Source organism: Parapedobacter koreensis (genome assembly GCF_900109365.1).
GTDB lineage: Bacteria > Bacteroidota > Bacteroidia > Sphingobacteriales > Sphingobacteriaceae > Parapedobacter > Parapedobacter koreensis.
Genome location: NZ_FNZR01000002.1, coordinates 1 through 14,582 on the forward strand (window position 1 = coordinate 1; position 14,582 = coordinate 14,582).

13 protein-coding genes and 3 pseudogenes are annotated in these 14,582 nt (G+C 51.0%); 1 reads left to right on the forward strand and 15 read right to left on the reverse strand.

Annotated elements, in window-relative coordinates; translation table 11 throughout:
• The 12 genes and pseudogenes from BMW65_RS04010 to BMW65_RS04055 form a co-directional block, all read right to left on the reverse strand.
• A pseudogene (locus tag BMW65_RS04010) lies at positions 1–680 on the reverse strand (hypothetical protein); the annotation flags it as partial.
• A 323-nt stretch (positions 681–1,003) separates the two neighbouring features.
• A pseudogene (locus tag BMW65_RS24810) lies at positions 1,004–1,258 on the reverse strand (DUF5958 family protein); the annotation flags it as partial.
• Positions 1,259–1,400: 142 nt separating this feature from the next.
• Positions 1,401–1,865: a hypothetical protein gene (locus BMW65_RS04020; protein ID WP_090603019.1), complete on the reverse strand. Its 465-nt coding sequence runs from the start codon at positions 1,863–1,865 to the stop codon at positions 1,401–1,403.
• Positions 1,866–1,867: 2 nt separating this feature from the next.
• Positions 1,868–4,414, reverse strand: coding sequence for an RHS repeat-associated core domain-containing protein (locus BMW65_RS04025; protein WP_143053789.1), 2,547 nt, complete (start codon positions 4,412–4,414; stop codon positions 1,868–1,870).
• Between the two features lie 297 nt (positions 4,415–4,711).
• Positions 4,712–5,398: pseudogene (locus tag BMW65_RS24815) on the reverse strand (DUF6443 domain-containing protein); the annotation flags it as partial.
• Positions 5,399–5,410: 12 nt separating this feature from the next.
• On the reverse strand, positions 5,411–8,776 hold the full coding sequence (locus BMW65_RS04030; RefSeq protein WP_090603023.1) for an RHS repeat domain-containing protein: 3,366 nt from the start codon (positions 8,774–8,776) through the stop codon (positions 5,411–5,413).
• An 11-nt stretch (positions 8,777–8,787) separates the two neighbouring features.
• Positions 8,788–9,756 carry a hypothetical protein gene (locus BMW65_RS04035; protein WP_143053790.1) on the reverse strand — a complete coding sequence of 323 codons (969 nt, stop codon included), beginning with the start codon at positions 9,754–9,756 and terminating at the stop codon, positions 8,788–8,790.
• A gap of 5 nt (positions 9,757–9,761) precedes the next feature.
• The gene (locus tag BMW65_RS04040) at positions 9,762–10,430 is read right to left on the reverse strand and encodes a hypothetical protein (RefSeq protein ID WP_143053791.1); all 669 of its coding nucleotides are present in this window, start codon (positions 10,428–10,430) and stop codon (positions 9,762–9,764) included.
• Between the two features lie 201 nt (positions 10,431–10,631).
• Positions 10,632–10,808, reverse strand: a complete 177-nt coding sequence (locus tag BMW65_RS24065) for a hypothetical protein (RefSeq protein ID WP_177180992.1) — start codon at positions 10,806–10,808, stop codon at positions 10,632–10,634.
• Positions 10,792–11,028 carry a hypothetical protein gene (locus BMW65_RS04045; RefSeq protein ID WP_143053792.1) on the reverse strand — a complete coding sequence of 79 codons (237 nt, stop codon included), beginning with the start codon at positions 11,026–11,028 and terminating at the stop codon, positions 10,792–10,794. Before BMW65_RS04045 ends, BMW65_RS24065 begins: the two co-directional genes overlap by 17 nt.
• 107 nt (positions 11,029–11,135) lie before the next feature.
• Positions 11,136–11,612, reverse strand: coding sequence for a DUF5675 family protein (locus BMW65_RS04050; RefSeq protein ID WP_090603029.1), 477 nt, complete (start codon positions 11,610–11,612; stop codon positions 11,136–11,138).
• A 109-nt stretch (positions 11,613–11,721) separates the two neighbouring features.
• Positions 11,722–12,432 (reverse strand): DUF6266 family protein, encoded by a 711-nt coding sequence (locus BMW65_RS04055; RefSeq protein ID WP_090603031.1) that lies wholly within the window; start codon positions 12,430–12,432, stop codon positions 11,722–11,724.
• Between BMW65_RS04055 and BMW65_RS04060 the strand changes: the two genes are divergently transcribed.
• The gene (locus BMW65_RS04060) at positions 12,431–12,688 is read left to right on the forward strand and encodes a hypothetical protein (RefSeq protein WP_090603033.1); all 258 of its coding nucleotides are present in this window, start codon (positions 12,431–12,433) and stop codon (positions 12,686–12,688) included. The two genes, BMW65_RS04055 and BMW65_RS04060, sit on opposite strands and share 2 nt — an antisense overlap.
• A gap of 180 nt (positions 12,689–12,868) precedes the next feature.
• Here the strand turns inward: BMW65_RS04060 and BMW65_RS04065 are convergent, their stop codons facing one another.
• The 3 genes from BMW65_RS04065 to BMW65_RS04075 form a co-directional block, all read right to left on the reverse strand.
• Entirely contained in the window at positions 12,869–13,171 is a 303-nt protein-coding gene (locus tag BMW65_RS04065) for a helix-turn-helix domain-containing protein (RefSeq protein ID WP_090603034.1), read from the reverse strand.
• Between the two features lie 68 nt (positions 13,172–13,239).
• Entirely contained in the window at positions 13,240–13,836 is a 597-nt protein-coding gene (locus BMW65_RS04070) for a hypothetical protein (protein ID WP_090603036.1), read from the reverse strand.
• Positions 13,829–14,581: a LytR/AlgR family response regulator transcription factor gene (locus BMW65_RS04075; protein WP_090603037.1), complete on the reverse strand. Its 753-nt coding sequence runs from the start codon at positions 14,579–14,581 to the stop codon at positions 13,829–13,831. Before BMW65_RS04075 ends, BMW65_RS04070 begins: the two co-directional genes overlap by 8 nt.
• Between the last annotated feature and the right edge of the window lies 1 nt (position 14,582).

Genomic DNA, 14,582 nt, shown 5'->3' on the forward strand with positions numbered 1-14,582 from the left:
TCGAACCCGTTCAATCGCTGTATTTCCTTCTCTTTCGCTATCAAATGCAATGTCAGCTCCTCCACCTTCTTCAGCAGCAGCAGGTTCATCTCCGCGAGGTCAAGGCCGTCTTTCTCGATATCCTTGGCAGAGGGGATTTCCGGTAGGTGCTTGTGCTCTTTCACGTACGCTTCCACATCGGCCAGTGGAGGCAATTCATAACCGGATTCAAAGACATAATCCGGCACGGCGATGTCCGTTTTCACCTTCACTTCTTTGGCAAGGATGTTGCCATTTACGGCCAGCTTGGCCTGGGGGTTTGTGGTGCCGATGCCGACATTGCCGTTGTGATGAATCAGCATGCGCGTGCTCATGGAACCTCCTTTCACCCCGGTTTTGAAATACAGGTGACGGGCTCCGCTTTCGCTGTTAGGAGAAACCACTTGCAGGGTCAGGTGTTTATGGTTTGTTCCCGGATCATCGCTGGTTAAGTAACTACTGCTCTCATCCGAATGAATCCGCAGAAAATTACTCCCACCCGTTAACCGCTCAAAGCGGACATCCCCTTTTACATGCAACATCGCTGCTGGGCTCGACGTCCCTATTCCCACATTCCCCTCTTCAGGAAATGTATTGCTCTGCGCCAAACAGCATATAGCAGCACCAAAAAAAAACAAGAACACAACGATTGTCTTTACCATAACTTTGATTTTATTGTTTAAGTGTCATTTGCTTTACATCATAGCGGGAGTAAAGCTATGCTGAGAATCGATTGCCTATGATGCGTTTCGTCTATAAATTTGATAGGCACAGGCTATAAATTTGATAGGCTATGCCTATAAATCTGGCAATAAAAAACCCCGCTTCTCAGCGGGGCTCACACATAACAAATTGTTTCACTATCACTTACTACGCAACCAACGTTGCAAAAGCAGCGTCACCACGAAACTCACCACTGCGCCAATAGTTGCAAGCGCAACCATACTCATCACGTCGGATCTCTCCGAGGCTTCTACTTAAATTTTTACGTCTCAATCAAATTCAGGATATGCAAAATCGAATTTCCCTGTCTGCATTCGGTAGACTTTCCCTGCTCCCCAATCGGTAGCCCTGCAATCTTTTTCAAATTATGATAAGCGACCCCCTTGTGCAAAAGAACGCAGGGCGTAAATGTTGGTTTTAGCCCACTTTCACGTATTGCAGTGTCAATATCGTCATCGTTGGGTTTTGATTGTAGGATCAAAAAGAGCAGGTCATTTAAAAATTGATTTCTGTCGCCTAAGTCGAACTGTAATCTACCCCTAGCTAGCTACATCCAAAACTAAAGAATTCCACGGATCCACGCTCCCCCACCTCCCTATCACCGGGTCATAGAACCTTGCGCCGTAGTCGTGGTGCTTTAGACAGCTTTCTGTACAATATTAGAATTCATATTCCACAAACTCAACTACAATGTCTTTAGATATATTTTGTTTATCAAGCAGTAAATTTACCTTTTCAATAATTTTAGGTTTGTTCTTAATAGTATCCGGATCATCAGTAACTACAAAAACTTTATTGATTTCGATTTCGTTCTCTTTTGACCTCTCCAAAGTTATTCTTGAAAAATCATTCCCCCCTTCAGTGTCTAAAGTAATAAATCTACCTTCTGATACTACTTCTCCATTATAACCATATGCTATCCAACGTCCACTAGGAATACCCTTTATTACTTTTGCAGTATATGATATAGTGTTACTATTATTAAATAAGTCAAACACCTCACCCGAATAGGGCTTGCCTTTATAATAAAACATATTGTTTACTCGCTCCGCTTCCTTAATGTTTAATCTTGGTGAACAAGAAATAAATAAGAGCAAAATAAATAGAAATAAACTAAGTCTCATGATTACCTAAATTCGCGAATACCTCTTAATATCATATTAACATCCCTGGTCTCATCCCCCCCCATATTTGTTTTTCCAAACATCCCTTTCCATATTTGGTTAAGATTTGACCCTCTAATTAAATCTTTAGTGGTGAAGCCGGCTGAACGTCCCCAAGCCCCATAACTCATGTTTCCATAGTCATCATACCTCCTTAACTCTCCATTGAGAATACTCCACTCACCAATAACAATTGCGGCATAGGATGTTTCATTTGATCTTTTTAAAGACTTTAAATCAAAAGGACCATTGTCCGTTACCCAATCTTTAAAAACTAAGAATTTCGGGCTAATATATCCCCAACTACTACTGTAATCATTGAGACTTTCGAAAAGCCCCATTTTATCAGCTATCAACGTATTGAACTCACTTGTCATATCCAGCAAGTCTTCCAAATAAACTTGACCTCCCACTTGAGTGCCGATCCCCTTCAATGGATGGTTGTTTCTAAATGATTTGCCCGAAACACCTCCCGACCTTTGTCCAACCTGATACACTAAGGGAGAAGCACTACCCCATATATTTTCTTCATCATAATCACCACTAACAGTATAAATAGCACTTTTCCCTTCTCCAAGTTTCCGATCAAGTAGTTTACCAGTATCTTGATTGTATAATAAAGTATCTAATCCAAATGGATCGATATATATTAATGGATTGTTTAGAACATAATTATACGGCGTCAAGTTAAAATGTTTCTCCGCCAACGGGTCCACGCTTCCCCACCTCCCGATCACCGGATCATAGAACCTTGCACCGTAATCGTAATAACCCGAGACCTCCTGCAGTTCCTTGCCGTTGTAAAGGTAACGGTTTTTCGGGGAAGTCGTAGCGCCACCGGAATGCGAACGGCCGAACGGGTAGTAGTCCGTCACGAATTTCGCCACCCCCGTGGCATCCGACGAGAACCCGCTCCGCGTGTTGCCCAGGTGGTCGCGCAGCATGTAGTCGTACACGTAGTTGCCCCCGCTCTTCACCATACGCCCCTCCTCCATGCGGATGAGGTTCAGCGTGCCGCCCTCCCACTCGATGCCGTCGATGTAATCCGTCGCGGTGCCCGACACCTCCGAGCGCAGCTTCCTGCCCGTGGCGTCGTACGTGTAGGCGGCAGACGTGCCCACGGACACCGGCAGGTTCAGCTCGTTGTACGCAACCGAGAGGTTCTGGCGCCCGTCACGCGTCATGTTACCGTTGCCGTCGTACGCGTAGGCCGTGCCCACGCCCGTTATCCGGTCCAGCCGGTTGCTGCCAAGGGGGCTGTACTCGTAGGCCATCGCCGCACCGTCATGCGACAGCGACCTGATGTTCCCCATCGCGTCGTAGACGGCCGTCTCGTTACGGCTCCCCGAAACCCCCGACAGCAGCCGGCCAAGCCTGTCGTACGTGTACGCGTACCCCTGAACCGTACCCGTGCCGTGCCGCCAGCCCTGCCGGCTGATGTTCCCGTTGAACTGCCGCATCGCAACCGCCGTCGTATCCTCGTATAGCAGTGTCTGCTGGAACTTCGGCGACACCGCCTTCAGCAGCCACCCGCGCGCATTGTAGCCGTACGTCACCGTCTCGGCAAACGACGTGCCGTTCGTGCTGTGCAGCTGCCTGCGGTAAAGCTGCCCCAACTCGTTGTACACGTTCCGCGATACCAGCGTGCGCGTGCCCCCGTCAACCGATTTCCACGTGTCCGCCAGCCGCTCCCGGTGGTCGTAGGCATGCTCCGTCTTCACCGTGGCCGATAGGCTCCCCGAGGCATAATGCCTGCGTGTACTGGCCAGCGCCTGCCGCGTAAAGCTGTATTCCGTGGCCACGTCGTCATAATTATTCGCACCCGCCGTGCCGCCGCCTTTGTAGTGCTGGCGGTATTCACGAACGGCGTTCCCCCGGTCGTCGTAGTACACCGCGCTCCACAGGTACTGCGTTGTCCCCAGCACCTGCACCCGCGACACCGTCGGCAGCCCCTTGGTCATCGCGCTGTAGTCCGTGCGTTTGTATGCGGCAGGAAGCCCCGCAACGTCGTAGTCGTCGTAGAACTGCTCGGTAAGCACCGCCGTGTTCCCGCGCGGCCACGAACGGTTCGTGTAGGCCGTCCCAGCAGCGTTCCGCTCCTCCCACTGGTTGGCGCCCGTGATGAGGTATGCCGAATCCTGCACCGCCGTGCGCCGGTCACCGTTTGCCGTGCTCCCCTGGTGGCGCCATTGCACCTTTCGCACAACCCGCCCGTGCGCATCGTACTTGACCGCCGTCCACTGCTGGGGCGACTTCCCCCGCTGCACGCTGTCCTGAGTGGCCACCACCTGGTCCAGCCGGTTGTACACCAGGAACTCGCGCCCCTTCCCCGGAACCTTCTTCTCCACAAGCCGCCCGCGCTGGTCGTATTTGTACTGGTACACATGGTCCGAAAGCCACGCGTTGCGCGCAGTGCCCGCCGCCGGAAGGCTCCCTCGGTCCGGCGAGGAACCCGGCGTAAGCACGAACGCCAGCTGCCCGAAGTCGTTGTACACGTAGTACGTGCTCACCACCGCGCTGCCGTTGTACGCGCGCTTCAGCACCACACGCCCCTGCTTGTCCGTGTACTCCTCCCCCGTGCCGCTACGCCCGTCCGCAGGCACCCAGTTCTCGTCCTTCGTGACCGCCACGTAAAGCTCCCCCGCACCGTAGATGGCATTGCTGGCAAGTGCCAGCGTGGGCGTGCCCTGCGCGCTCAGCGTCACCCCGTACCGCGCAACGCGCCGGCTATTCGCCCCGAAGCCCGCCACCGCGTCGTTGGCCGCGTATTCCGCCACCGCCGTGCGCCCGCCCGTGGCCGTCCGGCTCCCGGGCTGCCACGCCCCGCCCGGGAAGCCCTGCTCCAGCACCCGGCCCAGCGGGCTGGCCTCGTAACGCCGCTCACCGAACGACGGCGTCCCGTAGCCCGTTACCGCATCTATCTTCACCACCCCCGCGGGCGGCGAATTGTAGTACGCGGCCTGCTGCGCGGCGGCATTGGCCTTGAACGCGCCACCGGCACCCGTAGCCGTCGCGTACGGAAGGTAATCCCGGTGCTGGCGGCCGTAGCTGTCGTAAACGATGGGTACCGCCACGTCCCGCTGGTTCGGCGCCGCCTTCACCCCCAATTCCTGCACCGGACGGCCCAGCCCGTCATGGTACGTGATGTCACGCAGCGCGTCGGCAACCGTCAGCGCACCCGCCGCGGGAGGCGCATCACCGAAGCCCCGAAGGTAAACCGTACGCTGCACGTAATTCTGGTTCGTGCTCCCGCCAAGCCCCAGTGCTGGGGCCGCCGCAGCTATCGACGCCCGGAAGTTCCCCGTACTCTGAAAGCCCGGCGATAATGTCACCGTGGTCGGCGCCGTGTATTCCCCCGTGGCCCCCGCCCTGTTCAGCACCAGCTGGGCAGAGGTGGCTTCGGTGAGCAAGGCAAGCACAAGGACCGTTGCAAGGGCATATAAAACCGCACCGGCCACGTGCCGGACGGTATGGCTGTTTCCCGTTGTTTTCATTTCCGTATCGCTTTAGGGTTTGTAGTAATACCTGTATTCCTCCAATATGTTGCCGTGGTGGTCCTTCACCCGCCACAACCGCCCGAATCCATCATATTCATAGAAAGTTGTTTGGCCTGCTGGCGTTGTGATGGACGCCATGCCAGTGAGTGGCTTATAAGTATAGGTATTGGCCATACCATTCTTTGTCCGGCTGTCCGTCCGTAACTTATTTAGTTCTGCTTTCAGTTGAGCCTCTGTCGTACTTGGATTATTCAGCAGGGCCATATCTATCACCAGATCTACGGTGGCATAATCTATTCCCACTATTCTGGCCACAGGATAGCTACCCCGATAACCCCATAGATACGTTTCTTTTACTCCAGTAGCTCCCTGCTGCTCAAGGATATTCCCATAAGTGTCATAGAGGTTGAAAAGCAGTTGTTCCCGATAGCGACTGTCCTTAACAATCGATCCGCCTTGTACAGATGATGGCGCAAAATTGGTAAGGGGGGCGGACATTTCTATTGTATATATTTTGCTGGGAAGTATCGTTCCTGCTTTATAGGAAATAAAAGAGGATGAAAGAAGCACCTTGTTATTTCCCTGCGCGTCAACCTGAAATTTGCTTTCCTCGACTTTTGCGCCAATAGCATAACGTTGCTTAAGCCCGAGGATACCATCCGACGTGCTGGTTACATTTGAATAATCTCCTGCATATTTATAAGTATTCATTATCTTCTTGCCCAATGAGTTGGTTTCCGTAATTATACTCGGAAGTCTCACCAAGAGGCTATACTCATATTTTTTACTGCTGTTTACAATTCCTGTTGTCGAAAATGTTTCTTGCTTTGAAATCGAATCAAGCCTGAGGTATGCTGAATACTGGTAATATTTTGAATAGCCGAATATATCGTTCTGTACGACCGAACATTCGGCATTATAGGGATGGGCCGATTCAAAATAATAATTGGCTGAAAGGCCTGCCAGCGTATCTGTAAAAACTGCGCTATAGTAATATTGCTCTTTAACGACGCTTTGGTATTGGCCGGCTACGTTGGCAAACTCCTCCTTCACTAACAGCTTATCCCTTCTCCATGAATTATTTTCAATACTATACATCGGTGCCCGTTTGCTTGACTCAATAACCATGAGGTTAGAAGGCAGCTTTTTAAACAGAATTGCCGAACTAATACCGTCCAGGTTATTCAAATAGGTATAGGCCGTCCGTCCGATGTCATTGCCGTTCTGGTCTATCCTACTCTCGGTTATTTTATCGTATAATACATCACCCAATGGATAAACCGGGGAGGAGGTCATCAAATAAATTTCCTTAGCTACTTCTATGCCTGTCGCAAGCACCTCATCACTTACTTTGTAGGTGTATCCGGTTTGTAAATTTGCCCATCCAGGGGCCTTACCAGACGATTTTACAATCCCATTGTCTATCCATGTATAATCATATTGCTTAATCAGCTGGCTATTGGATACAGGATCATACAAGATGCTCTTCTTTACCCGCACGCCACCAACGGGCGTAAGCACCCAGGTACCCACGGGATCTTCATACCAAGTCTGCACCTTTACATAGTAATCGCAGGGCGCATTAACGCTGGAGGCGTACAATTCATAGTGACCGTTGGTAAGGCCGATGGTATAGGTTCGGAAACCACTGTGCGATTCCGACGGATAAGAAGACGAGGAAATCATGCTCCCGTCGGGTCGTTTGATAGAAAATGGAATATCCTGTATAAATCCACCGTTGACGCAAGTTTGCACATCAAATTTGATTTGCTTCGTTCCGTTAGCCCTGTCATTTATATCCAGGCTTCCCAAATAAGCTCCAGGGCTGCCATACCTAACATAATACGTAACCGGTTGATGAGTAATCTGTTTATTGTTTAACTCCGAAATTGAATTGGGCTCAAATTCGTACGCCGCGTAGCCACCCGTGGGGTAAGTAATTTTAGTTAGTATGCCTTCGGAAGTCCGAGTAGCATTGGGGTTTCTATGATCTGTGGTATAGATATGCGAAAGTGTCAGATAACTAGGATCCTGAAATATGTTGTCAAGCAGGGTAGTTTTGCCATTTGCATTATAGTAGCCCCACCAATCGCGTTGCGCCGAGAACCTGTCTGGCAATCCATATGAATTTTTATACTCGAAACCGTATCGCTGCACGTCCTGGCTATTTGCAACGTTGATATCTTCCACGCTCTTCAGAAACAGCCTCTTATCTTTATAAACATCATTCTGTATTGCGGAATAGCTGTCGCCTGTAAAATACGGCACATTGGCCGAATTGAATGTCAGTTCGTTGACATTCCTAATCTGCGATCCCACGTAATATTGATAGTTTAATTTCACCTCTTTTATCTTTTGTCCTTTGCTATCGTATACGATAATTCTATCAAGCATTTTATCCCCGTACAAATCGCAGCGATTGGGACCTGGCACAAATTCAACGGTACCATCTTTGAAAGTGATTGACCGGATTCGCTGTTCAGTGGTCACTATGGCCTGATAATTTCGGGTGACATTGTCATTTATACCATTTTTCGTGTCCGACAAATGAGCCACGTCCCTTATGGCATATTGATCATAATTGAAGATTATCTCCTCGTTATTCTGCTGGATAATTTTAGTAAGGTAAAAGCTTTTTTGCGTCCGTTGGGGTATGCCTTGTTCTACATTCCCATTTAGTATTTGGTTATTTTTCGTGACCACTGTCCGCACATCAACGGAACCGGATTTCCCGAATACATACTTCGTACCGTTTACGTCTGTCACCTGCCAGGATGAAACGTTGAAACCCTGCCCCGCCACGTATCCCGGAAGTGCTTCTATTTTCAATGCCACATCAGAAGTCAGGCCGATACTGTAGTCATCTTTGATGTAGAATTGCCCGGTATAACCGCAGAATGTAAAAGCAAATATATCCAGATCTGCATCCAGTTCATTGTCTGCGATTTTTTTCAAGTCGCATATACTGGGGTCATCAATTTGGGTGACCGGGTTGTTTAGGCGGCCCTCTCGGCCCTGAGTCAATCCCAAATCACTTAATCCTTTTATGTTTTGGGCGATAATACCGCCCGCAACCAATGACCACCCCATGCCAACATGGGAAGCCACGTCTTTTACCTTTATCCCGCCGGAATGATAGTTCAGCGAAATAGGCAAATCAATGTAATTGGTCTGTATCCTGTATATGGGCACGCTGGTTTCTGGAAGCCCTGAGGAAACCGAAACTGGATGCTCAATAAACTTAAGCAGGTTAGTCACGTCCGGACTTTTAGGGATTGGCTGTTTGAGCAACGTAACATCCTGCGGGTAGGCAAAGGAATGGATAAGAGATGCTGTGCAGATAACCAGTTGCAAAAAGCGCATTTTTTTTCTCATGGATAATGGTTTTATTTGTTGGCGATTACTTCATGAATCCGAAAAAGCTGTATCGCCGTATCAATGGAGTCCAGCCTGTTTTCGACCGCTTCCCGTGCCCTGCGTTCTTTCAGTAAATGCAGCGTCAGCTCCTCCACCTTCTTCAGCAGCAGGAGGTTCATCTCCGCCAAGTTCAGGCCGTCTTTCTTTATGTCTGCCGCCGAGGGGATTTCCGGTAGGTGTTTGTGTTCTTTTACGTAGGCTTCCACCTCCGCAAGCGTGGACAATTGATAATCTTCCCCGAATACATAGTCTGGCACGGCGATGTCCGTCTTCACCTTCACCTCTTTGGCCAGGATGTTGCCCTCCACGGCCAGTTTTGCTTGGGGGTCGGTGGTGCCGATACCGACATTGCCGCTCACCAGCAATCTACCGGCAAGGTGGTTTTCTGCCATGTTCGGTGTGTAATCCGCGATATCCGTCAGCACATCCTGATTTTGCGGAACGCCTTCGACCTCATAGGTCACCGTTTTCAATGTTTCCCCAGTCGACTTAATCCAGCCGACGAAATGGTAGCCAAGCATGTGCTGACCGGCAAGATAGGGCACATGCAAGGCAAGGTATTTCTTCCCGTTGTACATGCATGTCTTCAGCGCCCAGACTGCTGTGCTGCCATACGCGTCACCGTCAAAAGACGATAAAGATGCACTCGTGGTATTGTAAGCAGACGACGAGCGAATATCGGCGACATTGAGCCGTTGATAAGTACTGGTTGAACCCCTGATTGCCATAATGCTCCCCACTGCATAATTGGTTGAAAGCAAGGAGCCGTTGTACATTTCGTGCAACAGAATCAGCGTTTTGGCGTATGCTACATTGCGATCCATGGCAATGGTTACCGCCTTGTAATTACCATGCAGGGTAGTTTGCGCATTGGTTACACCCACGCCACCTATTAGCAGAAGCAGGACAGGCAAATGCCTTAATGTGTTTCTCATCATCCTAATTATTTATTAGTTTTAATCTGTTTGATTTCATTGTTGACGGAGTGTATCTGTCCACGTAGTTCTACATTCTCGGCATCCAACCGGATGACATGCAACGTCAGTTCCTCCACTTTTTTCAGCAGCAAGAGGTTCATCTCTGCGAGGTCAAGGCCATTCTTTTCAATATCCTTGGCAGGGGGGATTTCCGGCAGGTGGCGGTGTTCTTGTACATAGGCTTCAATGGCAGTAAGCGTGGGCAGTTCGTAATCCGGCGCGAACACATAGTCCGGTACGGCGATATCCGTTTTCACTTTCACCTCTTTGGCAAGGATGTTGCCATTTACGGCCAACTTGGCTTGGGGGTTTGTGATGCCGATACCAACGTTGCCGTTTGACCGGATAATCATCCGCTCGTAACTTCCCCCTACCGCAAACACCAGCGAATTATAATCTTCACCATTAGCGCCATTAGTGGATCGTATATAAGCGCGCTCTGCTCCACCCACAACCTCTAAAAATTTAATTTTCCTCGTGCGAGCCAATGAGATATCTCCATTCACTTCCAGTTTTGTTGCAGGAGTCATTGTCCCTATTCCCACATTCCCCTCTTCAGGAAATGTATTGCTCTGCGCCAAACAGCATATAGCAGCACCAAAAAAAAACAAGAATACAACGATTGTCTTTACCATAACTTTGATTTTATTGTTTAAGTGTCATTTGCTTTACATCATAGCGGGAGTAAAGCTATGCAGAGAATCGATTGCCTATGATGCGTTTCGTCTATAAATTTGATAGGCACAGGCTATAAATTTGATAGGCTATGCCTATAAATCTGGCAATAAAAAACCCCGCTTCTCAGCGGGGCTCACACATAACAAATTGTTTCACTATCACTTACTACGCAACCAACGTTGCAAAAGCAGCGTCACCACGAAACTCACCACTGCGCCAATAGCAGCAAGCGCGACCGTATTCATCACGTCGTACATACCCAGCTGTCCGATGATACTTAGCATCGTTCCGCTGCCCGTACCGACGCTAAGTTGCAGGCTATTCCGCATCACCATTTTCCTCCTTCCCCCTACGCCCTACAGCCTCCAGCACACCCAGCGCAAGAGCCACATACTTGGCTACAGCCACCACCTTAGCAGGAAGCCCCAGCGGCGAAGCGATGATCAATTGGCTGGCCACCGCCAAGCCCTCCCTTATCCGATCGTATACCGTCAGCTTGCCCGCTTCGGGCCGCTGGACGGCCTTGTTATTTACTTTATCTACTTCTGTTTTCATGATTTTTGTTTTATGAAAAAATTCACCTTTGGCCCATCCATTCCCCCTCTTACCCATCATCCATCCACCCCGGTTTTACAACCAGTGCAGACACGACCTAGGAGATCCTAGCGAAGCGACGGAGATCCAGACGTGGAGCACTGGTTTAAAACCTCAACCCTATTATTCCCCCTCTCAATCTCCCCCACCAACAGCGGATACACATACCTGTATGCCGCAGCCGAGTGAAGTACCTGATAGTCGCCATCCAGCAACTGCCAGTACGACCCGGTGAGCGGACAACCCGCTGTTTGCGTGTGGTAGTTGCCAATGTGGATGAAGACCAATTGGTAATTGGGTATTTCGGTGATTTCTATCATGCCCTGATGAAGCTTCGGGTACTTCGGAGCGTACTTGGCATTCATCCCCGCCCAGGAATTGAGCGATAAGCCATACTCCCCCTCGGGGATACAGGTGATACCGGGGACCTTCTCCGGCCGGATGGCATCTTCCAGCAGGTAGCAGGCAAAGAGGCCGCCGATGTAGAGGTGACTGAGGGTACTGTTTTTGCCCTGGGCCACACGGATGATTTTAATGGGTTCCATTTGTTCTTGATTTGTTGGTTTTGCCGAAGGTGGAATGTACTTCCACGGCGAAAAAAAGCAGCGGGGCCTTCCCCACCCCGCTGCAAAGGGCTAATTGCCCGGAGAGCCACTAAGGCTCGATTTCCTCCTCTTCAGGCTCATCATCAGGTTCCGGCGCGGGAGTCCCGCTTCCGTCTACCGTCACCGTGCCCAAGTAGAGACTATTGCAGGCATTTCCGCCTGTCTTGCTCACCATGCCGAGGTATACATGCACTTCATCACCGGCAAAATAGTCCGGCAGCTCCAGCAGCAGTTCCTCATCAAGGCGCTCCGCACCTTGGGTATCATACTGATATTCCGCCTTGGCGGGATTGTACACGACCACGATGGCGCGGTCGCTATGGTCAGCCTTGATCCCGAGGCGGGTATGATCTACCCACGTGAGGCGCAGCACCTGACCGGACACGGCCGCCATCGCGGGATTACGCGGCCGCACAAGGTCGCCTTCACTGATGCGCACCAAGGCTGGGTCTACCTCGAAGTCAGGATATTCCCCAACGATAGCGTCTTTGTAAATCTGGCGCACGGCAAGGTTGTACCCGCTCAGGTTTTGCTTGGCCAGCTTACCATACCCCGCATTGAACACGAAGCTGATGGGCTTGGCAAAATTGACCGCACAGGCAAACCGTACGCGATGCAACAGCTGCTCCTCGGTGACGGCCCTGCCTTTGGATACCCTTGGCAGGCTGCGCATGTAATCAATACCGCGCCAGTGGGCGCCTACCACATTTCCGATTTTACCGGAGAATCCGCCTTGGATCCCCTTTTTGAAACTTCCCATGATTAAGAAAAATTTAATAGTTAAAAAACTGCCAGCAGCGGAAAACGGCACTTCTGCCGACGTGATTTACTCCATTTCGTACCGGTACTTATCCGCTTCCATGGACAAACATAGCGGGCTATTCCACCGGACAGAAGACCATGGCCGGTATTGGCCGCCGGTGGCCGCAAGAGACAGGAATTGGCCGCTATCCCCCTACACCTCCCTTAACCCTTCCATACCCGTCCGTTACCCCCTGGGTAAGCAAAGGGTATAGAAAAGGTAAAGAATCGGTAAACAAAGGGTAAGGAACCGGTATGGAAAGGGTAAACAAGGGGTAAGGAAGAAGTAAGCAAACGGTAAACTAAAGGTAAGCAAGCAGTAGCCAGCAGGTAAAGCGCAACAACCACCGCCGCCACCGGACAAGCGGCGGGGTGTTGCAATGGGAGACTACGCGTCAGGCAACGCCACTACCCCTTCCAGACTGGATGATGTCATCCATCAGGTAATAACGCATGCCACCGATACGCAGGGACTTCAATACACCCTGCTCGGTATACCGTCTCAATGTGCGATCGCTGATGTGCAGCATCATGCAGACTTCCTCAGGAAGCAGCAGCCCATGGCGGTGCGCCGGATTGCCCAAGCCGGCAAGCAGCTTCTTCAGCAACTCGGCCAGCAGGTTGAGCAGCGGTAAAATTGCATTCGCCACCCCGCCTCCAAATGAAGACGGTGCGGATAAGTAAGGATTTGTTTCCATAAAGACCTCCTTTTAGTTAAAAGAACATGTTTTACTGTATGATTGGTAAATGTTCCGGTTCGCTATTATCAGTGGTTGGGCAAATCCCCTTTTGCCCGGTTCAGCAATCGCTCAAGCAGCCGACGCACTTTCACCCGCGCTTCGCCGGGGGCGATGCTGTATTTCTTTCGGATACTTTCATAGGAAAGCCGTTCCTGATGCGGCGTAGCCATGTAACGGCTTAATGTTTTGAATACCGGCTTGAGCTGGCGTACTTCTATCACGCCCTCTTCCACGAACAACCTCAGCAGAAAAAGTACTTCCACGACCGTGATGGACACCCGTAAGCAACGTCCTTCGACGCCACCGCTGATATACTGCTGTAAGTCGCCCAGAAAATGCCGGTACCACTGCCGCTGGTCTTCGTGATACATACCCGCCGCGCCCACACTGGGAAACGCGGCTTGGCCGACCATATCGTGCAAGGCCGCCCTTGCCATCAGCTGCTGCCGGCAACGCTGCTGCTGGCCATCTAAATCCTCCAGCAACGCCTGCACCTGCGCATTGAATGATAGCCAGGGATCGGTCTCCCGCATTGAACGTGCTTCGTCCAAGCTGTCCAGCAAGCTGAGCAGCCGTTCGACCCCATCGGCGAGCGCCGCCGTTGTTCCTGTCGGCTTAGCCATCCGTACTCCCATCGTTTGGGCCACCCGGCATCCGCCTATTCAGGTAGTCAAGCAGGGCCGCCTTATACGTAAGACCCACCGGCAGGCCGATATCGGACTGCAACCGCATACCGTGCAGCCGACCACTCTCCACACGTCTCATCCGGTCGAGCGCTACGATATAGCTCTTATGTATCCTTAAAAACTTATTCGGGGGCAATAATTTCTCCAATTCGCCGATAGCTATACCGCCCTGGAGCGTTGCTTCAATGGTATGTATGACCACGGTATGCTCATCGGCTTCGATGTAATCCACATCGTCAAGCAGCAGCTGGATGAACTTTCCCTTCCCTATGCCAGGTAACACCAGCCGCCCATCATCAAGCAGCACCTGCCTCATCCCTTCTTTTCCTTTCTGCTTCGCGCGATCTACCGCCCTGCCGAAGCGCGCCCTGTCAAACGGTTTTACCAGAAAATCCACCGCACCGGCATCAATACATTCCGACCCACGGTCGGCATGGGCCGTGCAGACCACCACACGTATACGCTCGCCAAGCTGCGCGAGGATTTCCAGCCCGTTGATGCCGGGCATCTCCAAATCCAGGAAGAGGAGCGCTACGCCATATTGCCGCACAAGTGCCGCAATGCCCCTCGGATCCGCAGTAGCATGTACGAGCAGCAAATCAGGCCGTCCCCGTATGTACTTACGCATCAGCGCTATTGCCTTGTGCTCATCGTCTACGACCATGCATTTCAATCGTTCCATG